Annotated in this window: 31 protein-coding genes; 21 read left to right on the top strand and 10 right to left on the bottom strand. The window is 56.7% G+C overall.

The window, feature by feature from the left end:
• The first annotated feature begins 22 nt into the window (after positions 1–22).
• The 5 genes from def (Q0955_RS13590) (at position 23) to Q0955_RS13570 (ending at position 3,259) form a co-directional block, all read left to right on the top strand.
• The gene (gene def / locus Q0955_RS13590) at positions 23–535 is read left to right on the top strand and encodes a peptide deformylase (RefSeq protein WP_299425012.1); all 513 of its coding nucleotides are present in this window, start codon (positions 23–25) and stop codon (positions 533–535) included.
• Positions 536–592: 57 nt separating this feature from the next.
• Positions 593–1,087, top strand: a complete 495-nt coding sequence (gene def, locus Q0955_RS13585; RefSeq protein ID WP_299425010.1) for a peptide deformylase — start codon at positions 593–595, stop codon at positions 1,085–1,087.
• 25 nt (positions 1,088–1,112) lie between these two features.
• The gene (fmt, locus tag Q0955_RS13580; RefSeq protein WP_299425009.1) at positions 1,113–2,018 is read left to right on the top strand and encodes a methionyl-tRNA formyltransferase; all 906 of its coding nucleotides are present in this window, start codon (positions 1,113–1,115) and stop codon (positions 2,016–2,018) included.
• A 12-nt stretch (positions 2,019–2,030) separates the two neighbouring features.
• Positions 2,031–2,267 (top strand): hypothetical protein, encoded by a 237-nt coding sequence (locus Q0955_RS13575; RefSeq protein ID WP_299425007.1) that lies wholly within the window; start codon positions 2,031–2,033, stop codon positions 2,265–2,267.
• Between the two features lie 224 nt (positions 2,268–2,491).
• A complete protein-coding gene (locus tag Q0955_RS13570) occupies positions 2,492–3,259 on the top strand; it encodes a methyltransferase domain-containing protein (RefSeq protein ID WP_299425006.1) in 768 nt (255 codons plus the stop codon).
• Positions 3,260–3,271: 12 nt separating this feature from the next.
• On the opposite strand, the gene rnhA is transcribed toward Q0955_RS13570, so the two are convergent.
• From rnhA to ispH, 4 genes are all read right to left on the bottom strand, one after another.
• Complete coding sequence (rnhA, locus tag Q0955_RS13565; RefSeq protein ID WP_299425004.1) at positions 3,272–3,730, bottom strand: ribonuclease HI; 459 nt, start codon at positions 3,728–3,730, stop codon at positions 3,272–3,274.
• 64 nt (positions 3,731–3,794) lie between these two features.
• The gene (locus tag Q0955_RS13560) at positions 3,795–4,328 is read right to left on the bottom strand and encodes a class I SAM-dependent methyltransferase (RefSeq protein ID WP_366140686.1); all 534 of its coding nucleotides are present in this window, start codon (positions 4,326–4,328) and stop codon (positions 3,795–3,797) included.
• Positions 4,325–4,939 carry a LysE family translocator gene (locus Q0955_RS13555; RefSeq protein WP_299425180.1) on the bottom strand — a complete coding sequence of 205 codons (615 nt, stop codon included), beginning with the start codon at positions 4,937–4,939 and terminating at the stop codon, positions 4,325–4,327. The genes Q0955_RS13560 and Q0955_RS13555 overlap by 4 nt, the downstream gene beginning before the upstream one ends.
• A gap of 73 nt (positions 4,940–5,012) precedes the next feature.
• The gene (gene ispH, locus Q0955_RS13550; protein ID WP_299425003.1) at positions 5,013–5,966 is read right to left on the bottom strand and encodes a 4-hydroxy-3-methylbut-2-enyl diphosphate reductase; all 954 of its coding nucleotides are present in this window, start codon (positions 5,964–5,966) and stop codon (positions 5,013–5,015) included.
• 121 nt (positions 5,967–6,087) lie between these two features.
• On the opposite strand from ispH, the gene Q0955_RS13545 reads away from it, so the two are divergent.
• Entirely contained in the window at positions 6,088–6,561 is a 474-nt protein-coding gene (locus Q0955_RS13545; protein ID WP_299425001.1) for a cytochrome c, read from the top strand.
• Between the two features lie 60 nt (positions 6,562–6,621).
• On the opposite strand, the gene Q0955_RS13540 is transcribed toward Q0955_RS13545, so the two are convergent.
• Positions 6,622–7,197 (bottom strand): NYN domain-containing protein, encoded by a 576-nt coding sequence (locus tag Q0955_RS13540; protein ID WP_299425000.1) that lies wholly within the window; start codon positions 7,195–7,197, stop codon positions 6,622–6,624.
• A gap of 153 nt (positions 7,198–7,350) precedes the next feature.
• Between Q0955_RS13540 and folK the strand changes: the two genes are divergently transcribed.
• The 12 genes from folK (at position 7,351) to era (ending at position 16,462) form a co-directional block, all read left to right on the top strand.
• Entirely contained in the window at positions 7,351–7,911 is a 561-nt protein-coding gene (gene folK, locus Q0955_RS13535) for a 2-amino-4-hydroxy-6-hydroxymethyldihydropteridine diphosphokinase (RefSeq protein WP_299424998.1), read from the top strand.
• Between the two features lie 75 nt (positions 7,912–7,986).
• Positions 7,987–8,340, top strand: coding sequence for a DNA-directed RNA polymerase subunit omega (rpoZ, locus tag Q0955_RS13530; protein WP_164645922.1), 354 nt, complete (start codon positions 7,987–7,989; stop codon positions 8,338–8,340).
• A gap of 27 nt (positions 8,341–8,367) precedes the next feature.
• Positions 8,368–10,503 (top strand): bifunctional (p)ppGpp synthetase/guanosine-3',5'-bis(diphosphate) 3'-pyrophosphohydrolase, encoded by a 2,136-nt coding sequence (locus Q0955_RS13525; RefSeq protein ID WP_299424996.1) that lies wholly within the window; start codon positions 8,368–8,370, stop codon positions 10,501–10,503.
• Positions 10,504–10,521: 18 nt separating this feature from the next.
• Positions 10,522–11,178, top strand: coding sequence for a DUF2062 domain-containing protein (locus Q0955_RS13520; protein WP_299424995.1), 657 nt, complete (start codon positions 10,522–10,524; stop codon positions 11,176–11,178).
• Positions 11,179–11,289: 111 nt separating this feature from the next.
• Positions 11,290–12,024 (top strand): pyridoxine 5'-phosphate synthase, encoded by a 735-nt coding sequence (locus Q0955_RS13515; RefSeq protein ID WP_299424993.1) that lies wholly within the window; start codon positions 11,290–11,292, stop codon positions 12,022–12,024.
• Positions 12,025–12,041: 17 nt separating this feature from the next.
• A complete protein-coding gene (locus tag Q0955_RS13510; protein ID WP_299424992.1) occupies positions 12,042–12,494 on the top strand; it encodes an ABZJ_00895 family protein in 453 nt (150 codons plus the stop codon).
• Positions 12,491–13,117, top strand: coding sequence for a LysE family translocator (locus tag Q0955_RS13505; RefSeq protein WP_299424990.1), 627 nt, complete (start codon positions 12,491–12,493; stop codon positions 13,115–13,117). Before Q0955_RS13510 ends, Q0955_RS13505 begins: the two co-directional genes overlap by 4 nt.
• Entirely contained in the window at positions 13,114–13,425 is a 312-nt protein-coding gene (locus Q0955_RS13500; protein WP_299424989.1) for a Dabb family protein, read from the top strand. The genes Q0955_RS13505 and Q0955_RS13500 overlap by 4 nt, the downstream gene beginning before the upstream one ends.
• Positions 13,422–13,844 carry a holo-ACP synthase gene (acpS, locus tag Q0955_RS13495; protein ID WP_299424987.1) on the top strand — a complete coding sequence of 141 codons (423 nt, stop codon included), beginning with the start codon at positions 13,422–13,424 and terminating at the stop codon, positions 13,842–13,844. The genes Q0955_RS13500 and acpS overlap by 4 nt, the downstream gene beginning before the upstream one ends.
• Positions 13,845–13,913: 69 nt before the next feature.
• On the top strand, positions 13,914–14,753 hold the full coding sequence (lepB, locus tag Q0955_RS13490; protein ID WP_299424986.1) for a signal peptidase I: 840 nt from the start codon (positions 13,914–13,916) through the stop codon (positions 14,751–14,753).
• A gap of 8 nt (positions 14,754–14,761) precedes the next feature.
• A complete protein-coding gene (gene rnc / locus Q0955_RS13485) occupies positions 14,762–15,442 on the top strand; it encodes a ribonuclease III (protein ID WP_299424984.1) in 681 nt (226 codons plus the stop codon).
• A 111-nt stretch (positions 15,443–15,553) separates the two neighbouring features.
• Positions 15,554–16,462, top strand: a complete 909-nt coding sequence (era, locus tag Q0955_RS13480) for a GTPase Era (RefSeq protein WP_299425178.1) — start codon at positions 15,554–15,556, stop codon at positions 16,460–16,462.
• Here era and Q0955_RS13475 read toward each other — a convergent pair.
• Positions 16,443–16,631, bottom strand: a complete 189-nt coding sequence (locus Q0955_RS13475) for a hypothetical protein (protein ID WP_299424983.1) — start codon at positions 16,629–16,631, stop codon at positions 16,443–16,445. The two genes, era and Q0955_RS13475, sit on opposite strands and share 20 nt — an antisense overlap.
• Before the next feature lie 72 nt (positions 16,632–16,703).
• Between Q0955_RS13475 and Q0955_RS13470 the strand changes: the two genes are divergently transcribed.
• Positions 16,704–17,033 (top strand): DUF1491 family protein, encoded by a 330-nt coding sequence (locus Q0955_RS13470; RefSeq protein WP_299424981.1) that lies wholly within the window; start codon positions 16,704–16,706, stop codon positions 17,031–17,033.
• A 59-nt stretch (positions 17,034–17,092) separates the two neighbouring features.
• Positions 17,093–17,824: a DNA repair protein RecO gene (recO, locus tag Q0955_RS13465; RefSeq protein ID WP_299424980.1), complete on the top strand. Its 732-nt coding sequence runs from the start codon at positions 17,093–17,095 to the stop codon at positions 17,822–17,824.
• Here recO and Q0955_RS13460 read toward each other — a convergent pair.
• Positions 17,811–18,203, bottom strand: a complete 393-nt coding sequence (locus Q0955_RS13460) for an META domain-containing protein (RefSeq protein WP_299424978.1) — start codon at positions 18,201–18,203, stop codon at positions 17,811–17,813. The genes recO and Q0955_RS13460 overlap by 14 nt on opposite strands.
• Complete coding sequence (locus Q0955_RS13455; protein ID WP_299424977.1) at positions 18,200–18,760, bottom strand: TetR/AcrR family transcriptional regulator; 561 nt, start codon at positions 18,758–18,760, stop codon at positions 18,200–18,202. The genes Q0955_RS13460 and Q0955_RS13455 overlap by 4 nt, the downstream gene beginning before the upstream one ends.
• Positions 18,761–18,846: 86 nt before the next feature.
• Between Q0955_RS13455 and Q0955_RS13450 the strand changes: the two genes are divergently transcribed.
• Positions 18,847–19,245 (top strand): hypothetical protein, encoded by a 399-nt coding sequence (locus Q0955_RS13450; protein ID WP_299424975.1) that lies wholly within the window; start codon positions 18,847–18,849, stop codon positions 19,243–19,245.
• A 3-nt stretch (positions 19,246–19,248) separates the two neighbouring features.
• On the opposite strand, the gene Q0955_RS13445 is transcribed toward Q0955_RS13450, so the two are convergent.
• The gene (locus Q0955_RS13445) at positions 19,249–19,551 is read right to left on the bottom strand and encodes a hypothetical protein (protein ID WP_299424974.1); all 303 of its coding nucleotides are present in this window, start codon (positions 19,549–19,551) and stop codon (positions 19,249–19,251) included.
• 263 nt (positions 19,552–19,814) lie between these two features.
• Complete coding sequence (locus Q0955_RS13440; RefSeq protein ID WP_299424972.1) at positions 19,815–21,503, bottom strand: acyl-CoA dehydrogenase family protein; 1,689 nt, start codon at positions 21,501–21,503, stop codon at positions 19,815–19,817.
• Positions 21,504–21,550 lie beyond the last annotated feature (47 nt).

Below are 21,550 nucleotides of genomic sequence, written 5' to 3'. Positions count from 1 at the left end.
GCGACTGTCCTAGATGGGGGCCATGATCAAACCAATTCTCATCCACCCCGATCCGCGCCTGAAAAAGGTCTGTGCACCCGTGTCTGATCTCTCCGACGATCTGCGCAATCTGGCCAAAGACATGCTGGAAACCATGTATGACGCGCCGGGCATTGGCCTGGCCGCGCCGCAGGTTGGCGTGCTGGACCGTTTGATCGTGATGGACTGCATCAAAGACGGCGATCCTGAACCGGTGGTGATGTTTAACCCCGAAGTGCTGTCCAGCTCCGAAGATCTCAACGTTTATGAAGAAGGTTGTCTGTCGATCCCGGAACAGTTTGCCGAGGTATCGCGCCCTGAATCTGTCCGTGTTGGCTGGATCGACATGGACGGAAACCCGCAAGAGAAAGACTTCGATGGTCTTTGGGCAACCTGCGTGCAGCATGAGATTGATCACCTCAATGGCAAACTGTTCATCGACTACCTTGGCCCGATGAAGCGCCAGATGATGACGCGCAAGTCGCAGAAGATGAAGCGCGAGTTGGCACGCGGATAACGCGTGACCGGATCAACCGGTTGGGTTACCGATCACTTTGTCGATGGAGCACATAAAATGACTGTTCGCACTTGCCTGCCATGGCCTGACAAACGCCTGCGCACCGTATCGGACCCTGTGGACGCAATCACCGATGAGGTGCGTCAGGTTTGGGACGATCTGATCGACACCATGTATGCCATGCCCGGCGTTGGCATGGGCGCCAACCAGATTGGTGTGCTCAAGCGCCTGATCGTGGTCGATGCCACCGAGGAGGGCAAATCGGCCATCCGCATGGCCAACCCGGAAATCCTGCACGCTTCCGCGCAACCACGGGAGCATGAGGAGGCCAGCCCCAATCTGGTGGGCGTCTCCGCTAAGATCGAGCGCCCCCGCGCCGTGACTGTACGTTACATGGACGAGAACGGTGAGATCGTTGAAAAGGACTTTGTCGGTCTCTGGGCCACGTCCGTGCAGCACCAGATCGACCACATCAACGGTAAGATGTACTTTGATCACCTCAGCAAAACCAAACGCGCCATGCTGATCAAAAAAGCGCAAAAACGCCGCTAAACACTCAAAGGCAGGAGACACCCTCATGCGCATTTTATTCATGGGCACCCCGGAGTTTTCTGTCTCCGTCCTGAACGCGCTGGTTGATGCGGGGCACGAAATCGTTGCTGTGTTCAGCCAGCCGCCACGCCCCGCAGGCCGTGGTAAGAAAGACCGCCCTACGCCGGTTCATGCCCGCGCCTTAGAACTCGGCCTGACGGTGCATCATCCAAAATCATTGCGCACCGACGAATCCAAAGAACTGATTGCCAGCATTGACGCCGACGTCGGCGTGGTGGTCGCCTATGGTTTGATCCTGCCGCAATATGTGCTTGATGCGCCCACCCACGGCTGCCTCAACATTCACGCCAGCCTTTTGCCGCGTTGGCGCGGAGCCGCGCCGATCCACCGCGCGATTATGGCGGGCGACAAGGAAACCGGCGTCTGTATCATGCAAATGGACGCGGGTCTGGACACCGGACCAGTGCTAATGGAGAGCGCGCTGGAGATTGGCGCGGAAGAAACCACTGCGCAGCTACACGATCGCCTTGCCGCGCTGGGCTCTACCGCCATCGGTGACACGTTGGCAGACCTAACCAACCTGACCGCCACACCTCAGCCTGACGAGGGTGTCACTTATGCGGAAAAAATCGACAAGTTAGAATCCCGCATCGATTGGTCAGCCCCTGCCGCCGAAGTGGATCGTAAAATCCGAGGTCTTTCTCCATTCCCCGGCGCCTGGACTGAAATTGACGGCCAGCGTGTGAAACTGCTCGCTTCGCGCCTGACGGACGGCAGCGGTCAACCTGGCGAACTGCTGGATGATACCCTGACTGTGGCCTGTGGCGACGGAGCGGTGCAGCTCCTGCGCTTGCAACGTGCCGGCAAAGGCGCGCAGGATGCGGATATCTTCCTGCGAGGCTTCCCGCTCACCAAAGGTCAGCAACTGTAAGGAGCCCTCCAGGTGTTTTTCTCCTTCTTCGGAACAGTCATAATTGCCGGCATTGTCGGGTATCTCTCCGAGCGCAGCGGTTTCACCCGCAACGGATACATCCCGTCGATCATCATCTGTATCGGCGGTGCGTTCCTGTTCTTCATGATTAGCCGCATGTTCCACATCGGGTTTGGCAGCCCCGGTCTCAACGCGATCTTGTCCTCGGTTGGGGCCTTGATCATTGTGCCAACCCATTTCCGACGCTGAGCGGCTTACCGCGCCAAAGCGTTAACCAAAGCTTGCGCAAAAGCCGAAAATTGTAGACGTCCTGCGCGCCCTGCGGGTAGTCTCAAAGAAAGTGCCCACATCAATCAGAGGCATGTCTGGTGTTGCGGTCCTCCGCTTGGATCGGTCGCGCATCGCGGGACTTCTAACAGTGCAATAAGACGGCAGATCCGGCTGTCTCAACCGAGCAACAGGTAGGGTGAACAATGGCGATTCCTGACACTTTGGCGATGCGGATAATGAATGTTGTCTGTGACAACGATCTGGGCGGCGATTTCCTGATGCTGGGCCGCCAACGCTGGATGGGCAGTCGCCGCAAACGCTCCGCTGCGATGTTTGCCGCGACGTTGGAAGAGCGGTTTCCGGACCTTTCTGAGGAAGATCTCACCAATCCAAATGACGAGTATTCAGAGACCTTCTTTCACAAGATTGGCTTTGAAAACGTCGACAGTATGGATGTGTCCGATTTTGAAAACGCCACCATCGTGCAGGATCTGGCTGATTGGGTGCCCAAAAAACTGCACAAGAAATTTGACGTGATCTACGACGGCGGCACTTGCGAGCATGTCTTTGATCTGCCCACCGCTTTCCGCAACATCGACCGCATGCTGAAACCTGGTGGCGTGATGATCGGCCACAGCCCCTGCAATGGCTGGATCAACCACGGCTTTTACCAAATCACACCAGAAATGGTGTATGGCTTCTGGGAAAAAACGCTGGCCTATGAGGTGCTGGAATGTGTGTTGCAGCCCATTCTGCCGGTTTATGCCAATCGTGCCGTGACCACGACCAACCCCAATGAAACCGGCTCGCGCCCACGCCTGAAAGGCAAGCTGCCGGATGGGCCGATCATCCTGTCCTATGCCGTGCGCAAGCCAATGAAGTCGGTGCGCGGTGGCTCACGCAAAGTCTACCAAAGCGACTATCAAAACCGTTGGTCAGATAGCGCCGATCCGGAGGTGGCGGCGCAATAAGCGCCCCACGTTTTACTTGCCAGATTTAAACGGTGCCATACCCGCGCGAGCCAATTCGTCCGCGCGTTCGTTCTCCGGATGGCCTGCATGGCCTTTGACCCATTCCCAAGTCACCTGATGCCGCGCTTGCGCCGCGTCCAGGCGCTGCCACAGCTCCACGTTTTTCACCGGCTTCTTTGCGGCCGTTTTCCAACCGTTTTTCTTCCAGCCAAAAATCCACCCGGTCACCCCGTTTTTTACGTAGGTGCTGTCGGTCACAACCGTGATGGTGCTGGGCCGTTCCAGTGTCTCAAGCGCCATGATTGCCGCCATCAACTCCATTTTGTTGTTGGTGGTGTTCTCCGCGCCGCCTTTGAGCTCGCGCTCTTTCATGACGGTGTCGCCGTCCTTCGCCTGCATGAGCGTGCCCCAGCCTCCTGGACCAGGGTTTCCGGAACATGCGCCATCGGTATATGCAATCAAATCAGCCATGCGCGGTCAGTATGACAAATGTGTCGTCACTGCCAGCCAATCCCACCGCTGACCCGGTTCTTTTTCACACCAAGGTAAAGCCCGCGCCTTGCAAAAGCCCGGTTAACTCATCTTCGGTGTAATAGCTGTAAAACCGCCCCAGATGGTCTCGCTGCTCCCCTTCGCCCAGCTTGGTGCCAATGTGAAACGCACCACCAGGTTTTAGGGCGTGGTGAATACGGCTGAGGTGGTGCGGCATCTCGGCTTTAGGCGCGTGCAGCAGGCTGAAGTTGGCCCAAATGCCATCGTAGACCTCAACGGCTTCCAGCTGGTCAAACGTCGCAATGGTTACGTCCACATCAAACCGTTCTTTGGCCAGTGCCGCCATCTCCGGCGATGCATCCATGCCGTCAACACGGTAACCAGCATCGCGGATTTTGGCGGCCCATTGTCCCGGCCCACAGCCAAAATCCAGTACCAGACCTTCGTCTGGCAACAATGCAAAGAACGCGGTTAGATCGCTGAACTGATCCACATCGGCATCTTCGATCCGCGCAAACCGATCCGCATAGTCACCGGCGGCTTTGGCATAGACCGCCAGAGTGTCTTTGTCGCTCACGCCCGTTCCATCGCCAGCCGTCCGGCCAGCGCCACAAAGATCGTGGCAAAGCTGCGGTTCAGCCAGGTCATCACCCGCTCACTACCCAGTAACAGATCACGTGCTTTGGCCGCGAACAGCCCATAGAGCACAAACACCCCAAAGGTCAGCGCCATAAACACCCCGCCTAGCACAGCCATTTCCAGGGTTGCCGTCGTCGCATTTCCACTCAGGAACGGTGGTAGCAGTGCAAGGAAAAAGACCGAGAGTTTCGGGTTCAAAATGTTGATCAACGCACCACGCCGCGCAATTACAAAACCAGCTTGCGCCTGTCGCTCAGCCTTGACTGCCAGCGCTCCGTCGCTGCGCAGCGCTTGCCATGCCAGATACAGCAAATACGCCACGCCAGCGAATTTCACGACGTTGAACAAGATCGCCGATGTATGCAGCACCGCGGCCAATCCCAATGTGGCTGCAAGCAAGTGCGGAACAATCCCAAAGGTGCAGCCCAAGGCCGCCCAAAGCGCGGCACGTGGCCCTTGGCCCAAGCCCATCGCGAGCGTGTAAATCACCCCGGTTCCAGGTGCGATGACCACCACAAAAGCGGTCACAAGAAATTGCAAAGACAGCACGAGATACTCCTCAACTTTGATGTCCGTCACGCCATGGAACGGACGTGATCCAAGTGTTCAGGAGGCAGCTTACCTAAACTGTCACGTCCCGCAATACGCGTGGCACCTTGAAATTCACCCGCTCCACGGCGGTCTCGACCACTTCCACCGTCACATCAAATTTGTCCCGGAAAGCGTCAATGACCTCATTGACCAGCACTTCAGGTGCGCTGGCGCCCGCTGTGATGCCCAGCGACGTGATGCCTTCTAGGGCCCGCCAGTCAATGTCTTTGCCCCTTTGGACCAACTGCGAGTATTGGCACCCGTTTTTGGCTCCCACCTCCACAAGCCGCTTGGAGTTGGAGGAATTGGGCGCACCCACCACCAACATGGCATCAACTTTGGGGGCCACTTCTTTTACAGCCTCTTGGCGGTTGGTGGTGGCGTAGCAGATGTCTTCTTTGTGGGGGCCGACAATCTCCGGAAACCGCGTGTTGAGTGCAGCCACAATGCCTTTGGTGTCATCCACAGACAGGGTTGTTTGGGTCACAAAGGCAAGCTTGCTTGGGTCGCGCACGTCGACAGTGGCCACATCCGCCTCGGTTTCCACAAGCAGCACTTCGCCGTCGGGCAACTGTCCCATAGTGCCAATGGTTTCCGGGTGGCCGGCATGGCCAATCATAATGATCTGTAGCCCGTTTTCGCTGTGACGTTCGGCCTCGATATGCACCTTGCTGACCAACGGACAGGTCGCGTCCACATAGATCATCTCGCGACGTTGCGCTTCGGCAGGCACAATCTTGGCAACGCCGTGCGCCGAGAAAATCACCGGTCGGTCATCGGGGCATTCATCCAACTCTTCGACAAACACCGCCCCTTTGTCCCGAAGCCCGTCCACCACATATTTGTTGTGCACAATTTCGTGGCGCACATAGACCGGAGCGCCCCATTTAGTGAGAGCCATCTCCACAATCTTGATGGCGCGATCGACTCCGGCACAAAACCCACGCGGGGCCGCAAGATGGATGGTCAGGGGCGGCTTGCTCATAGCTGTGGTCTCCACGATGATCTTGCGGCAACAGGTAGTGATTTCACGCGCCAACGTCCAGTGCTTGACCTTCCAGTGGGGCAGGGTGGTAACGCGAACGCACTTCAAAATGGGAGAGAACATGGCGTTTTCAAAACTAGGCTGGGCGGCGCTTGGCATTGCGATTGTCGGGGGATTCATTGTGCAATCTTTGGTCAATCCGATTGACACCACCGAGGCCAATCTACGCCTGCCGTATGACGAGCCTGCTGGCGTTGCACAGGGCCAAGCTCTGTATGCGGAGTATTGCGCGTCTTGCCACGGGGGTAACTTGGAAGGGGAGCCCAACTGGAAACAACGCACGCCCGATGGCTTGATGCCTGCGCCGCCACATGACGAAACCGGCCATACCTGGCACCACCCTGATGCAATGCTCTTTGCGATCACGAAACAAGGCAGTGCAGCAGTGATTGGGCAAGGGTATGAAAGCAATATGCCAGGTTTTGAAGACAGCCTAAGCGATCAGGAGATTTTGAACGTGCTGGGTTACATCAAGAGCACTTGGCCGGATCGGGTGATCAAGATGCACAACGACATGAATGATCCCCAAGGATGATCCGGGCACAAAAAAGCCGAGGCGTCAGCCCCGGCTCTTCACTTCCAAAATTGGCGTGACTTAGTCGTCTGCCATTTCCGACTCGCGGTTGTGTTCGGGCATCGGATCACGCGGCGGCCGGCCAATCACTTCGCGAAGGCCATCCAGCTCGATGAAGTTGTCAGCCTGACGGCGCAGTTCATCAGAAATCATCGGTGGCTGGCTGCGGATCGTGGATACCACGGACACTCGCACGCCTTGACGTTGCAGACTTTCAACCAGCGGACGGAAATCCCCATCTCCCGAGAACAAAACGATGTGGTCCACATGTGGCGCCAGTTCCATCGCGTTCACCGCCAGCTCAATGTCCATGTTCCCCTTGACCTTACGACGCCCCTGGGAGTCTGTGTACTCCTTCGCCGCCTTGGTCACCATGGTGAAGCCGTTGTAATGTAGCCAGTCTACCAGCGGGCGGATTGGCGAATACTCGTCATTCTCCAGCAGCGCTGTGTAATAAAAGGCACGGAGCAGCTTGCCGCGACGCATAAATTCCTGTCGCAGAAGCTTGTAGTCGATATCGAATCCAAGCGACTTCGCAGCCGCGTACAGATTCGAACCGTCTATGAACAGCGCAAGCCGTTCGTCTTTGTAAAACATCAAAATGTCCTTTCTAACTCTGCCGCGCCTGGAATGTCCCGTGAGTGAAAATTTGGAGTGAGCGTGACAGCACGTTTAAAATAGTCATATTTACGGGGGTCGCAAGCATTTGCGGTAAGTTCGGTCCAACTAGAAAATTAGATAGGGATTAAAGTGAGTAGTTTTGGTCTATTGGCTCTTGGCGGTAATTTACCGTCTCAATTTGGCTCACCAATTCAAACACTGCAAGAATCTTTAATTCATTTGAACCGGAATGACGTTCATATTCGTGCAGTTAGCCGATTTTTCCAAACCCCTTGTTTTCCAAAGGGAGCGGGGCCTGATTTTATAAATGCGGCTGTCTCTGTTGAAACCGCGCTTTCTGCGCAAGACTTGCTCACGACATTGCACAAGATTGAGAGTGCCTTTGGGCGGGAGCGTTTGACCCGATGGGGCACCCGTCCGCTGGATATCGATTTGATCGGATTTGAGTCGCAAGTGATGCCAAATGCCTCGATTTGGATGCGCTGGCGAGACTTACCTGCCGAGCAACAGGCCAAGGAGGCTCCGGCGGAATTGATTCTCCCGCATCCGCGATTGCAAGACCGCGCCTTTGTGTTGGCGCCATTGATGGATGTTGCGCCGCACTGGAAACACCCAATCTCGGGGTGCACAGTGGCCCAAATGTTTGGGGATTTACCGGATTTCGCTCAGAAAGAGCCGCGGCCCCTTTGAAACCTGCTTGTCAAGGGGTACAATCCCCCTTACACACACGATTTCTGACTCGATCCATAACAATTGGAGTGCCCGATGGCCCGCGTGACCGTTGAAGACTGCGTAGACAAAGTTCAAAACCGCTTTGAGCTGGTGATGCTTGCGTCCCACCGCGCCCGTGAGGTGTCCGCTGGCGCCGCCATCACTCTGGATCGTGACAACGACAAAAACCCAGTTGTGGCACTGCGTGAAATTGCCGAAGAAACCCAGACTGCGGATGAGCTGCGTGAGCGTCTGATCGAAGCCAACCAGAGCCAGATCGAGGTTGATGAGCCAGAAGAAGATCGCATGGCGCTTCTGATGGGCTCTGAGCCGGATACGCCTCAAGAGGACGACATGTCCGAAGAAAAACTGCTGCGTGCCCTGATGGAAGCGCAAGGTCAGGGCTAAGCCCTCAAGGACTATGGGTGGGCGCAAATGATCCCTGCGGACGATCTCGTAAATCTCATTCGCGCCTACAATCCTAAGACCAATGAAGACTTGATTCGCGCGGCCTATGACTATGGCCGCGAGATGCATGATGGACAGTTTCGCCACTCAGGCGAACCCTATTACACCCACCCGATTGAAGTGGCTTGGATTTTGGCCGAGCAGCACCTGGATGATGCCTCCATCATCACGGCGCTTTTGCACGACACCATTGAGGACACTCAAGCCTCCTATGAGACTGTCGAAGAGCTGTTCGGTGGCGAAATTGCGGGCTTGGTCGACGGTGTGACCAAGTTGACCAATCTGCAACTGTCGTCGTCTGAGACCAAACAGGCAGAAAACTTCCGCAAGCTGTTCATGGCCATGTCCAAAGACCTGCGGGTGATCTTGGTCAAGTTGGCTGATCGGCTGCACAACATGCGCACCATCAAAGCCATGCGCCCTGACAAACAGGGGCAAAAGGCGCGCGAAACCATGGATATCTACGCCCCTCTTGCGGGCCGCATGGGTATGCAATGGATGCGCGACGAGCTTGAGGATCTCGCGTTCAAAGTGCTCAACCCGGATGGTCGTGCCTCCATCATGCGCCGCTTCATCACGTTGCAAAAAGAAACCGGCGATGTGATTGAGCGCACCACGGCAGACATGCGTCTGGTGTTGGGGGAGCATGGCATCAAGGGCGATGTTTTTGGGCGCGCCAAGAAGCCTTATTCCATTTGGCGCAAGATGCAGGAGAAAGACCAAGGTTTTTCTCGTCTATCTGACATCTACGGGTTTCGCATTATCACGGATACCGAAGATAGCTGTTACCGCGCCTTGGGCATGATCCACCAGCGCTGGCGCGCGGTGCCAGGCCGTTTCAAGGACTATATCAGCCAACCAAAATCCAACGGATATCGCTCAATCCACACCACCGTGTCAGGTCGCAATGGTCGCCGCGTCGAGGTGCAGATTCGCACCCAGCAGATGCACGACGTTGCCGAATCCGGTGTGGCAGCGCATTGGTCTTACAAAGACGGTGTGCGTGGCGAAAACCCTTTTGCGGTTGATCCGGTGAAATGGATTTCCGGCCTGACTGAACAATTTGATGCGGAAGAAGACCACGAAGACTTCCTCGAAGCCGTCAAACTAGAGATGTATTCGGATCAGGTTTTCTGCTTCACGCCCAAAGGCGAAGTGGTGAAGCTGCCGCGCGGTGCGACGCCAATTGATTTTGCCTATGCGATCCACACGCGCATTGGCCACGCTTGTGTTGGCGCAAAAGTCGACCATCGCCGCGTGCCGCTTTGGACTCGGATCAAAAATGGCCAATCCGTTGAGGTCATCACCGCTGAAGGCCAAATGCCGCAGGCCACATGGCTGGATATCGCAAAAACCGGCAAGGCCCGCACCGCCATCCGTCGTGCCCTGCGCGAGATGGATCGAGACCGCTATGTGCGTCTGGGGGCAGAATTGGCCCGATCCGCCTTTGAGCATGTGGGCAAGAAATCCACTGACAAGGCACTTGGTCTGGCGGCCAAACATTTGCGTCTGAAGGACAAAGACGAAGTTTTGGCACGACTGGGGTCTGCGGAACTGACCGCACAAGAAGTGCTGCAAACCGTCTATCCGGATTTGGCACCGGCAGAGACCGACGAAGTGGCCTCTGAACGTGCCGTGATTGGCCTGTCCGCAGATCAGAGCTTTCAGCGTGCGCCCTGCTGTCAGCCGCTGCCAGGCGAGCGGATCGTGGGCATCACCTATCGTGGCCAAGGCGTTGTCGTTCATGCCATCGATTGTGACGCCCTGTCTAACTATGAAGATCAGCCAGAACGCTGGCTCGATCTGCATTGGCACGCGGGCAAACACAAACCAATCTACACTGTGCAGCTGCTGATCACGATTGGCAATGACGCTGGGGTACTGGGGCGACTTTGCACATTGATTGGCGAGAATAAGGCCAATATCTCTGACATGGTGTTCTTGGACCGGAAACCGGATTTTTACAGACTTCTGATCAGTGTGGACCTTGGCGACGCCGAACATCTGCACAAGCTGATGCTGGCATTGGAAGCGGAAACCGACGTGGCCGAAATCGAACGCTACAGAAACCCAGATTTGGTCCGCAGCCCGCTCGCGACCTGACGAATTCGAGGAACCCCCGTGGTATTTAAGCGCCGCGATAGAAGACCGTTTCTCCGGCTCATTGGAGAGTTTTTCTATCCCCGCGGTGGCTGGGGACGGGCGGCGCGGTACGTGCAGCATCGCCTACACCGTTTGCCCGGGTCTGCCGAAACCATCGGGCGCGGTATCTGGGCCGGGGTTTTCACCACCTTTACGCCGTTTTACACCATGCACTTCGTGGTCGCCGCGCTCCTGTCACGCATCCTGGGCGGCAACCTGCTGGCCGCTTTGCTGGCGACCTTCTTTGGCAACCCGCTGACCTATCTGCCAATTGGCGTTGTGTCGCTCAAAACCGGCCACTTTATCTTGGGGACTGAGTTTGAAGAGGGCGACAAAGGCACACTTGCGGGAAAGTTTGCCAACGCGGGCGCGGACCTTTGGCACAATTTTTGGGCCATGTTCACCGATGACGTGGCCGATTGGCACGGCCTGCGCATCTTCTTTGACGAAGTGTTCTACCCTTACATGATTGGCGGCATCATTCCCGGCATCATCACCGCCACGGTGATGTACTATCTCTCTGTTCCAGTGATCCGGGCTTACCAAAAACGCCGCTCTGCCAAATTTGCCAAACGCATTGCCAAAGCCCGCGCTGTTGCCGAGGAACAGGCCGCCAACGTGCAGCAGGACAACTGACAACTTCGGCCAGCCTGAAAATTGTATGCACACAAAAAACCGGTTTTCCTTGCGCCGCGCTGCCCGTAGTCTCGCCGCAAATTTGATCAAACCTGCCCCGGAGGAAATGCGATGCTGCGTTTGGGAGTGAACATTGACCACGTGGCCACCGTGCGCAACGCACGTGGCTCGGCTTATCCGGATCCTGTGCGCGCGGCCAAGCTGGCCGAAGAGGCGGGCGCGGACGGCATCACGGCCCACCTGCGCGAAGACCGTCGCCATATCGCAGACGCAGACATCGACGCGCTGATGGAGGCACTCTCGGTGCCGCTCAACTTTGAGATGGCTGCCACTGAAGAGATGCAGGCGATCGCCTTGCGCCACAAACCCCACGCGGTTTGCATTGTTCCGGAGAAGCGCGAAGAGCGCACCACCGAGGGCGGTCTGGAAGTGGCACGTGAGGAAAACAAGCTGGCCCACTTTATTGCACCTCTGCGTGACGCAGGCTGCCGAGTTTCGATCTTCATCGCCGCCGATAAGCCACAGATCGAGGCTGCGAACCGCATCGGAGCGCAAGTCATCGAGCTGCACACCGGCGCTTATTGTGACTACCATTACGAAGGCCGTTTTGAGGAACGGGACGCCGAATTGGCGCGTTTGACCGAAATGGCCACCTTTGCCCATTCCCTCGGCCTCGAAGTACACGCAGGCCACGGGCTGACGTATGAAACCGTGCAACCCATCGCGGCATTGCCAGAAGTGATGGAACTCAACATTGGCCACTTCCTGATTGGCGAGTCGATCTTCCGTGGCCTTGATCCCGCGATCCAGGAAATGCGCCGCCTGATGGATGACGCACGGGCATAACTGCTGAGAGGATTTCCATGGAACTGAACCTACGCCGCTACGCCGTCTTTTATAGCGCAATCATGTTGGCCGTGATCGCAGTCGATATGGCGTTGGCGCAATGGACAAACACTGACCTGCCCGCTGGCATGAGCGTTTGGTTGCCTGCCATTACCGCTGCTCAGGATCTGGGGATGCGCCATGGCCGTGACACAGAAACCGCACTGCCCAAAGGGGCCGCTTGGCGCCTGGCTTGGCCGCTCACCCTTGTTGCGACGGTCATTCAACTGGTCTTTGCCGGGTTGTCGATTGGCGTGATGACCGCCTTGGGGTTTGATGTGTTCTCGGTGCTGTCGGTGATCAGCCTTCCAGTTTGGATGATGATATTTGTGGGTTTGGTGGCGCTGGTTTACCTGACAAACCGAATTTTTCTGGGCATGGGCGTGCGCAACGGCATCAAAGTGGCCGCCAAACTCCGCGCTAAGCCATGATCACACCAGAGTTCATCGCCATCTGGATTGCCTGGCTTATGGCGGGCGGCTCCCCCGGTCCCGCCACCATGGGCATTGCCGGCACCGCCATGTCCGAAGGCCGCCGCCCCGCCTTGGCCTTTGCTTTAGGCATCCTAGCGGGCTCCGCCAGTTGGGGCATTGCTGCCGCGCTAGGCCTTTCGGCCGTCATGCTCGCCAATGTCTGGGTGTTTGAACTCTTGCGCTACGCCGGCGCGGCCTACCTCGGCTGGTTGGCCCTCAAAGCCCTCAAGCGCGCTATGAGCAAAGATGCCACAGCCGCCGCAGGCACGCCCTTTAAGGGTAGCTTCCACAGCCTCTTTGCCAAAGGCGCCGCCGTTCACATCACCAACCCCAAGGCCATCCTCAGCTGGGCGTCGATCTACGCCATTGTTGCCCCAACGGATGCCACCCCAGCCACGCTGTTTGCTTATTTCGCAGCCCTGTTTGCGGGATCGATCCTGATTTTCATCGGCTATGCCTTCCTGTTCTCGTCGCCTGCAATCGTACGCGGATACCGCCGCGCCAGCCGTGTTTTTGATCTCGCCTTTGCCGGTTTTTTCGGTTTTGCTGGCTACAAAATTCTAACCGCGAGACTGCAATGATCCGCCACTGTGTGATGCTCAATTTGCAAGACGATGCCCAAGAGAAACTACCCTCTGTTCTTGAAGGGCTGGCGGAGCTTGTGGACACATTGCAGGGATGCAGCGGATTTGTTGCAGGCGTAAACCGGGATTTTGAACGTAAGTCCCCCAACCATCCTTTTGGCTTCATGTTTGATGCCAAAGACGAAAATGCTCTGAATTCCTACGCCGAACACCCACGCCACAAACAATTGGGCGCCACGCTGGTCAGCCTGTGCAAAGGTGGCGCGGATGGCATTTTGGTCTTTGACATAGAGGTCACACCATGATCCTCGGCATCGGCTCTGACCTCGCCAACATCGACCGCATCGCGGGCACCATCGAGCGCTTTGGCGATCGCTTCAAAAACCGCGTCTTTACCGAGATTGAGCAAGCCAAAGCCGAACGGCGCCGCGACACCGTGGGCACCTATGCCAAGCGTTGGGCTGCCAAGGAGGCTTGTTCCAAGGCGCTTGGCACCGGACTGGCCATGGGCATTAGCTGGAAAGACATGGCCGTGTCCAACCTGCGCACCGGTCAGCCCGTGATGGAAGTCACCGGCTGGGCCAAGGAGCGCTTGGAAAAGATGACGCCTGCTGGCCATGAAGCTATCATCCACGTCACCCTGACCGATGATCACCCATGGGCGCAGGCTTTTGTGGTGATCGAAGCCCGTCCAATCACAGAAGAGTCCACGCAGTCGGGTTGACAGTAAGCGCCCGCGCCCGCATGTAATCTCAGACCAAAAACGGCTGTAAATCGAGCGGAGACAGACCCTATGGCGGAAAAAGCCAAAAGCGACAGCGGCATCGTTGAGACCATCAAAACGATCTTCTGGGCGCTCCTGATCGCCGGTGTGTTCCGCACCCTATTCTTTCAACCGTTCTGGATCCCGTCAGGCTCCATGAAAGACACGCTCTTGATTGGCGATTTCCTGTTCGTGAATAAAATGACGTACGGCTATTCGTATTCCTCCTGCCCATCGGTTCGTATCCCGGCCATCGGTGTGGAAGTCGATGCCAAAGACCTCTGTGGTTGGATGGGCAAAGGCAGCAACGAGCGCTTTTTGGGTGGTGAGCCTGAGCGTGGCGATGTGGTGGTGTTCCGCCATCCGGTGACCGGCTATGACTTCATCAAACGGTTGATCGGCGTGCCCGGTGATAAAGTGCAAGTCAAAAACGGCGTTGTGCATCTCAACGGTGTTGCGGTGAAGCGGGAAGACGGCGGTGTATTCCGCGAGACCTATGGTCCCCAAGGCCCGCAAGGCCACCGCCCGCGCTGTGAAAATGGTACTGTGGGCGATGGCGGTGTCTGCGCAAAATCCCGCATCATCGAAACCCTGCCAAACGGCGTTTCCTACAGCACCCTGAACATCCAGGATCAGCAATCGGACCACACCAATGTCTATGTTGTACCCGAAGGTCACTACTTTTTCATGGGCGACAACCGGGATAACTCCACTGACAGCCGGGTGCCACAGGCCGCGCGCGGCGTGGGTTTTGTGCCTTACGAAAACCTGATTGGTCGGGCTGATCGCATCATGTTCTCCTCGGCGGGTCGCTCGATGTTTGCTTTCTGGACGTGGCGCAGCGATCGTTTCTTCAAGGGCGTTGAGTGAAGATGGCCGTGAAGCTCTCTGCAGATCTTAAGGCGCTTGAGGCGCGGTTGGGGCACAGGTTTTCCCGCCCTGATCTGTTGGTGCGTGCGGTCACACATTCCTCGATGTCGTCCCCCACTCGGCAGGACAATCAGCGACTTGAATTTTTGGGCGACCGGGTGCTTGGCTTGGTGATGTCCGAGGCTTTGCTCGAGCATGATAAATCCGCGGCCGAAGGCACCCTGGCGCCGCGTTTCAATGCGTTGGTGCGCAAGGAAACCTGTGCGGATGTGGCCCGTGAGATTGATCTGGGGGAGGCTCTCAAGTTGGGTCGCTCTGAGATGATGTCTGGCGGTCGCCGCAAAGAAGCGCTTTTGGGCGACGCGATGGAGGCCGTTCTGGCCGCCGTGTACCGCGACGCTGGTTTTGATGTGGCCAAAGCGTTGATCCTGCGTTTGTGGGGCAACCGCGTCAAAACCGTGGAGGCGGACGCCCGCGACCCCAAAACCTCACTTCAGGAATGGGCGCAGGCCCGCAAGTTGCCGCCGCCCAAATATGAATTGGTAAAACGCTCCGGTCCTGACCACGCGCCAGTGTTCACCATTGCCGCAAAGCTTGAAAACGGGGCCACCGCTGAAGCCACAGACAATTCCAAACGCAAAGCGGAGCAAGCCGCCGCAAGCGCATTACTGGCGCAGGTGACCGCCTGAGCCAGCAGGCTGTCACATAGCGCCTTTGCAAAGCTAACCCTAGCCCTGCATGGCAAAGTAAGCTACAGACGCGCCTTAACTCGTAAAATGGCTGACACAAAGGCAGACCTCATGACCACACGCGCCGGATTCGTTGCCCTGATCGGAGAGCCCAACGCAGGCAAATCCACGCTCACCAACCAAATGGTGGGGGCAAAGGTCTCGATTGTGACCCACAAGGTGCAAACCACCCGCGCCCGCATTCGCGGCGTGGCCATCGAAGGCGATAGCCAGTTGGTGTTTGTGGACACACCCGGCCTGTTTGCGCCACGGCGCCGTTTGGACCGCGCCATGGTCGCTGCGGCTTGGGGTGGTGCGGCGGATGCCGACGTGATTGTGATGATGGTCGAGGCCCACCGTGGCGTGACCAAAGGTGTCGAATCTATTCTGGAGCGCCTGCAAGAGTTTGGTGAAGGTCGTCGGGTTGCTTTGGCGATCAACAAAATCGATCGCGTGAAATCGGATGTGCTGCTGGCGCTGACCAAGGATTTGAACGAACGCTTTCCGTTTATTGAGACCTTTATGATCTCGGCGGAAAAGGGCTTTGGCTGTGCTGACCTGCGCAAATGGCTGGCGCAAGAACTGCCGGAAGGCCCGTGGCTCTATCCTGAAGATCAAATTGCCGATCTGCCGATGCGCATGATTGCGGCTGAGATCACCCGCGAAAAGCTGACCTTGCGACTGCATCAGGAACTGCCTTACCAGATGACCGTGGAAACCGAGAGCTGGGAAGAGCGCAAAGACGGCTCCGCCCGTGTGGATCAGATGATCTATGTGATGCGTGATGGGCACAAAGGCATTGTGCTTGGCAACAAAGGCGAGACCATCAAAGCCGTCTCAAAAGCCGCGCGCGAGGAACTCGAAGAGTTTATGGGACGGCGTATCCACCTGTTCCTACAGGTGAAAGTGCGTCCAAACTGGCTCGAAGAAAAGGAGCGCTATTCCGAAATGGGTCTCGACTTCAGCGACGGAAACGCATGACGGCCAAAAGGCCCCAGACCACCGCAGCCACCGCAAAAAGTGCGATGGCAAAATGAGTCGCAGGCAGCCTTTCAGACGGGATCATACCAGCGGCTTCCAGCCCGATCAGCACCAGCGCGGCCAAAAAACACAGCCGCACGGTCCACGGAATACGCAACTCCGGTCGCATGCTTCAAATTCCTTCCATACCAATTACCCGCAATGCGGGTGGTGGCTTCTACCATGGGTTTAATGACTTGTCATGCGGTTAACAGCTGAGTTTTGGGTGCAGGCCTATTTGGCGCGACTTCGACTGGTGGATATACCAGCATTTGTTGTGGCGCATGGTGACGACACGGCTGGGGCGGTGCTGGTCAAACTCAATACACTTGATGGTAAGGCAGTTGTTTATCAACGCAGTTTTGACCTGATGAGCGGCGCGCGCAAATGGGTTGTTCTAGCGGAAGGCGATGAGGCTGATATCGATGCCACCCTAACGCGCCAGCGCAGTTTTGACACGGATGCTTGGGTGATCGAAGTCGAGGACCGTCAGGGGCGACACCTTCTGGATGAACCCGGCTTGTCCGATTGAACCACAATTGACTTTTCTTTCTGCCGCTTAAGGGGTTTTCTGAGTCCAAAGGAGGCCCCATGGACTGGCGCGATCAGGGCTTTGTGCTCAACACCCGAAAATATGGCGAAACCTCTGTGATACTGGAGGTGTTTACAGCGGAGCACGGCCGCCATGCGGGTGTGGTGCGTGGCGGAGTGAGCCGTAAGATGACGCCAATTTTGCAACCGGGGGGGCAGCTTGATCTCGCTTGGCGCGCGCGCCTGTCGGATCACATCGGTAGCTTCACTGTTGAACCTGTGCGGTCCCGTGCTGCCGTCCTCACAGACCGATTTGCTCTGGCAGGGCTTAATACAGTTACGGCGCTGCTTTCATTTTGTCTCCCGGACCGCGAGCCACACCCGGCATTGTTTCGACAAAGCACGCAGCTTCTTGATCTGCTCGGGCAAAGCGAGATCTGGCCCTTGGCTTATCTCCGGTGGGAAATGGCTTTACTCACAGACCTTGGCTATGGGCTTGATCTGACGGAATGTGCCGTCACCGGCAGCACTGAAAACCTCATCTATGTTTCACCCAAGTCCGGTCGCGCGGTGTCCGCCCAAGGGGCAGGGGACTGGGCGGACCGGCTTTTGCCTTTACCGCCGATCCTGCGCGGTGAAGGAGAGGCGCCTGACGAAGACGTCCTCGATGCGTTGCGGACAACGGGCCATTTCTTATCTGAAAAATTGGCACCGGATCTTGGGTCAAAGCCACTGCCCGAAGCGCGCGCGCGATTTGTGGATCTTTTTGCCCGCCGGCTCAGATCCCTTTGAAGACCATCTGGCGTCCGGTGTCAGTGCTCATGACCATATTCGGACCGGACACCTCGATCAGTGTCATTTCCATGAGCGCTGCTAGGTAAGCCTCTTCATTGTCGATGCCGGAACAATACAGTTCCTCCACAAAGTCGATTTGAATGTCGACCCATGGGTACGGCTTGCTCTGTTTGCCGGAAAACCCATTGCACGGCCCTTCGCCATGCACGCCTCCATCCGATGCAAAGGCTAGTTCGGCGTCGTATGTCACAGCGGTTCCGTCTATTTCGACCAGCTTCCAGTCGTAGGCCGTTCCGCCATATTGGGTCACCGTTTCGGTTGTAGCACATGCCGCTATGCTCAGAGCGGTTGCCGCAGCAAAAAAACCAAATCTCATCTATCCGCCTCGTGTAATGCCAAAATCAAATCAACTAGCGTTCCCAGCGCCGGCCCGTTTGCGGTGCCATCATGCGAGGAAAGCTCTTCCATCCCCACAAAGGCGGCATAGAGCACGCGCGTCAACTCCGGATTGGTCAAACCAATGTCGTCAAACAGGTCCTGCACATAAGACATACGTTTGGCATCCACCTGCGAAACCGCCCGTGCCACGTCTGGATCCTCGCGTGCCCAGGCGCGGATGGAGGGTTCAAATGCCATGCCGCCAAAATCCTCCGGTGCCCCCGCTGCGGCAATTTGTGCCAATTCACGTAGTTTCCGGACGGCTGTGCCTTGCTGTTCCAGCAGCGTGACAATCTCCGCATAAGCGCGTGTTTCCCAGGTCTCCATCATGGCGGCTTGAAAGGTTGGGACATCATCAAAATGCCAATAAAAAGAGCCCTTTGTGGTGCCCAGGCGCCGTGCCAAAGGTTCCGCTTTGAGGGCTTTGGGGCCAGCTTCAGTCAAAGCCAGAAAACCAGCCTTGATCCAGTCGTCTTTTGAAAGTCGTTTTGCCATGTCTGAACATACGGCACCGTATTGACTCTCGCAAGCAAAGGAGTCACGTCTAACCATACGTTAGCGTATGGACAAAGGAGAATGCGATGAACAAGTGGATGTTGACTGCTGCCGGGTTGCTGTTTCTGACAACTGGCGTGCATGTGTTTTTGGGTGGCCCGGAGATCCATGTGCCTATTCAGGAGAGTGAATTACACCCTGCAGTCCGTGCCGTTGGAGCCGTTGTGTGGCACGCAGTGACAGTGATGTTGCTGGTCTTTGGCGCAGCTTGTGCCTGGCTTGCGCGTAATTCCAACGCGCCGCTCGCTTGGTTGATGATCGCGACGCAGATTGGGTTTGCGGGTCTGTTCATTGGCTACGGCATGACGTTGCTTGGCAACCTCACGGTCATGCCGCAGTGGATCATATTTGCATTGATCTCAGCCATAATCGGGATAGGCATCCGCGCTGACAAAGCACCTGCATCCAGCAGGGGCACCGCCTGACCGTCACCAATTGGCAGTGTGGTCGCGCAGCGTCGCGACCACCGCATCGGGCGCGCCGTCGGCAAACTCTTTCACCTTCGCAGCAAAGGTCGCGAAATACTCTTGGCTCTGAACATGCTTCAATGTGGCCTCATTGTCCCAGCGCCCCCAGTGAACGCGAGTCACGCCATTGTCGGCCACGGCAACTTGATAAGAGAACCCCTGGGCGGCGGGGTCGTTTCCAACCGCGTTGATAAAAGCTTCGCATGTGGCGACCCACACCATGTCATCGCCGTCGTAATCATAGGTGATGGTAATACAGCGCATTTTGACTTCCCTTTTCGATGCTTCCTGGGCGCAGCCCGCGGCTCTTTTTCGCCGCAACAGCGCGCGTTGCGTTCATGTCTTGCGGACCAAATTGCACCGAAAACCGCACCTCCGCAAAACAGTCGTGATACCGACGCTATACCGATGTGGTTTTTGAGCGGACTTTGGCCGCTGATTCCTTGTTAAGATGTGCCCAAACGGCAAAGAAAAACGCGGCCCCCGAAGGAGCCGCGCAATGTCTGCTGTCTAACTGAGAGCGGGTGTCAGCTCAGCAAACGTCTCGCTATCACTTGAGCCTGAATTTCCGCTGCGCCCTCAAAGATGTTGAGGATGCGCGCGTCACACAGGATGCGGCTCACGCTGTATTCCAATGCAAAGCCGTTACCGCCATGAATTTGCAGGGCATTATCCGCCGCGGCCCAGGCCACACGGGCGCCAAGAAGCTTGGCCATGCCTGCCTCAAGGTCACAGCGATGGCCGTGGTCTTTCTCCCAGGCAGAGAAATAGGTCAGCTGGCGGGCGATCATAATTTCCACCGCCATCATCGCCAGTTTTCCAGCAACGCGCGGGAAGTTGATCAACGATTTGCCGAACTGCTTCCGGTCGATGCCATACTGCATGCCCACGTCCAGCGCGGATTGTGCAACCCCAATCGCGCGCGCCGCAGTTTGAATGCGAGCGGATTCGAAGGTTTCCATCAACTGCTTGAAACCTTTGCCTTCTTCGCCGCCAAGCAGGTTCTCACCTTTGACTTTGAAACCATCAAACGCCAGTTCGTATTCCTTCATGCCGCGATAGCCCAGCACCTCAATTTCGCCGCCGGTCATGCCTTCGGTTGGGAACGGGTTCTCCTCAGAGCCCGGGGTTTTCTCAGCCAGGAACATGGACAGGCCACGGTGGTCAGATGAGTCCGGGTTGGTACGGGCCAGCAGAGTCATCACCTGGGTGCGGGCTGCGTGTGTGATCCAGGTTTTGTTGCCTGTCACTTCCCAGTTGCCGTCCTCGGTCTTCACCGCGCGCGTGCGCAACGAGCCAAGATCAGAACCTGTGTTTGGCTCTGTAAAGACAGCTGTTGGCAAAATCTCAGCGCTGGAGAGCTTGGGCAACCACTGCTGTTTCTGCTCCTCTGTACCACCGCAGAGGATCAGTTCCGCCGCAATCTCTGAGCGGGTGCCCAGAGACCCAACACCGATATAGCCGCGTGACAGTTCCTCAGAGACCACAACCATGGAGGCTTTAGACAGGCCAAAGCCGCCGTACTCCTCAGGAATGGTCAGGCCAAACACGCCCATTTCCGCAAGCTCTTCAATGATTTCCATTGGAATGAGCTCATCCTTGAGGTGCCACTCATGCGCGTTTGGTTCCACGCGATCCACGGCAAAGCGGCGGAACTGCTCGCGGATCATTTCCAGCTCTTCATCAAGGCCGGTCTGACCCACGGTGATGTTGGCTGCCTGTTCCTGCATCAATTCCACAAGGCGCATACGCGCTGCCTGAGAATTACCTTTGTCGCAGAGTGTCATAACTTCTGGCGCCATCAAACCGCGGGTTTCATCCTGCGTCAGGCCGAGATCCTGAAGGCGCACAATCTCGCCCTGGCTCATCGGAATGCCGCCGTAGACCTGCCAGAGATATTCACCAAAGGCGATCTGGTGGATGATTTGCTCGATCTCGCCAAACTTGCCTTCGCCGTTCAACTTCTCCGCCCAGGCCTGCATCTGCTTCAGCGACTGCGCATAGGTGGCCAGCCAGCTCAATCCATGTGCAGCCGTTTGGTTTTGTTCGATAAGCTTGCCGGAAACGCGGCCGTCCTCAGATACGGTCTCTTTCACCCGCGCGATTGCGGTTTCCAGAATGCTCTCGACCGGCGCAACGGCTGCTCCGGTCAGTTTCAGAAGATCAGGAAGAATCACTGATTTTGTCATAGCCAAGTCCTGTCCATCATGCGCCATACGTCAAAAGCCCTCTAATGCTGCACTGTGACATAATCCTTTTGCAG

The sequence above is a fragment of the uncultured Shimia sp. genome, from assembly GCF_947493595.1.
GTDB lineage: Bacteria > Pseudomonadota > Alphaproteobacteria > Rhodobacterales > Rhodobacteraceae > Shimia.
Note: the sequence above shows the minus strand (reverse complement) of the source record. Positions and strands in the feature narration are given on the sequence as shown.

What these genes read in the sequence shown, in the direction of transcription:
- def (WP_299425012.1), top strand. Translation starts at nt 23, where the DNA reads ATGATCAAACCAATTCTCATCCACCCCGATCCGCGCCTGAAAAAGGTC.
- def (WP_299425010.1), top strand. Translation starts at nt 593, where the DNA reads ATGACTGTTCGCACTTGCCTGCCATGGCCTGACAAACGCCTGCGCACC.
- fmt (WP_299425009.1), top strand. Translation starts at nt 1,113, where the DNA reads ATGCGCATTTTATTCATGGGCACCCCGGAGTTTTCTGTCTCCGTCCTG.
- Q0955_RS13570 (WP_299425006.1), top strand. Translation starts at nt 2,492, where the DNA reads ATGGCGATTCCTGACACTTTGGCGATGCGGATAATGAATGTTGTCTGT.
- rnhA (WP_299425004.1), bottom strand. Translation starts at nt 3,730, where the DNA reads ATGGCTGATTTGATTGCATATACCGATGGCGCATGTTCCGGAAACCCT.
- ispH (WP_299425003.1), bottom strand. Translation starts at nt 5,966, where the DNA reads ATGAGCAAGCCGCCCCTGACCATCCATCTTGCGGCCCCGCGTGGGTTT.
- Q0955_RS13545 (WP_299425001.1), top strand. Translation starts at nt 6,088, where the DNA reads ATGGCGTTTTCAAAACTAGGCTGGGCGGCGCTTGGCATTGCGATTGTC.
- Q0955_RS13540 (WP_299425000.1), bottom strand. Translation starts at nt 7,197, where the DNA reads ATGTTTTACAAAGACGAACGGCTTGCGCTGTTCATAGACGGTTCGAAT.
- rpoZ (WP_164645922.1), top strand. Translation starts at nt 7,987, where the DNA reads ATGGCCCGCGTGACCGTTGAAGACTGCGTAGACAAAGTTCAAAACCGC.
- Q0955_RS13525 (WP_299424996.1), top strand. Translation starts at nt 8,368, where the DNA reads ATGATCCCTGCGGACGATCTCGTAAATCTCATTCGCGCCTACAATCCT.
- Q0955_RS13515 (WP_299424993.1), top strand. Translation starts at nt 11,290, where the DNA reads ATGCTGCGTTTGGGAGTGAACATTGACCACGTGGCCACCGTGCGCAAC.
- Q0955_RS13510 (WP_299424992.1), top strand. Translation starts at nt 12,042, where the DNA reads ATGGAACTGAACCTACGCCGCTACGCCGTCTTTTATAGCGCAATCATG.
- Q0955_RS13505 (WP_299424990.1), top strand. Translation starts at nt 12,491, where the DNA reads ATGATCACACCAGAGTTCATCGCCATCTGGATTGCCTGGCTTATGGCG.
- Q0955_RS13500 (WP_299424989.1), top strand. Translation starts at nt 13,114, where the DNA reads ATGATCCGCCACTGTGTGATGCTCAATTTGCAAGACGATGCCCAAGAG.
- acpS (WP_299424987.1), top strand. Translation starts at nt 13,422, where the DNA reads ATGATCCTCGGCATCGGCTCTGACCTCGCCAACATCGACCGCATCGCG.
- lepB (WP_299424986.1), top strand. Translation starts at nt 13,914, where the DNA reads ATGGCGGAAAAAGCCAAAAGCGACAGCGGCATCGTTGAGACCATCAAA.
- era (WP_299425178.1), top strand. Translation starts at nt 15,554, where the DNA reads ATGACCACACGCGCCGGATTCGTTGCCCTGATCGGAGAGCCCAACGCA.
- Q0955_RS13475 (WP_299424983.1), bottom strand. Translation starts at nt 16,631, where the DNA reads ATGCGACCGGAGTTGCGTATTCCGTGGACCGTGCGGCTGTGTTTTTTG.
- Q0955_RS13470 (WP_299424981.1), top strand. Translation starts at nt 16,704, where the DNA reads ATGCGGTTAACAGCTGAGTTTTGGGTGCAGGCCTATTTGGCGCGACTT.
- recO (WP_299424980.1), top strand. Translation starts at nt 17,093, where the DNA reads ATGGACTGGCGCGATCAGGGCTTTGTGCTCAACACCCGAAAATATGGC.
- Q0955_RS13460 (WP_299424978.1), bottom strand. Translation starts at nt 18,203, where the DNA reads ATGAGATTTGGTTTTTTTGCTGCGGCAACCGCTCTGAGCATAGCGGCA.
- Q0955_RS13455 (WP_299424977.1), bottom strand. Translation starts at nt 18,760, where the DNA reads ATGGCAAAACGACTTTCAAAAGACGACTGGATCAAGGCTGGTTTTCTG.
- Q0955_RS13450 (WP_299424975.1), top strand. Translation starts at nt 18,847, where the DNA reads ATGAACAAGTGGATGTTGACTGCTGCCGGGTTGCTGTTTCTGACAACT.
- Q0955_RS13445 (WP_299424974.1), bottom strand. Translation starts at nt 19,551, where the DNA reads ATGCGCTGTATTACCATCACCTATGATTACGACGGCGATGACATGGTG.
- Q0955_RS13440 (WP_299424972.1), bottom strand. Translation starts at nt 21,503, where the DNA reads ATGGCGCATGATGGACAGGACTTGGCTATGACAAAATCAGTGATTCTT.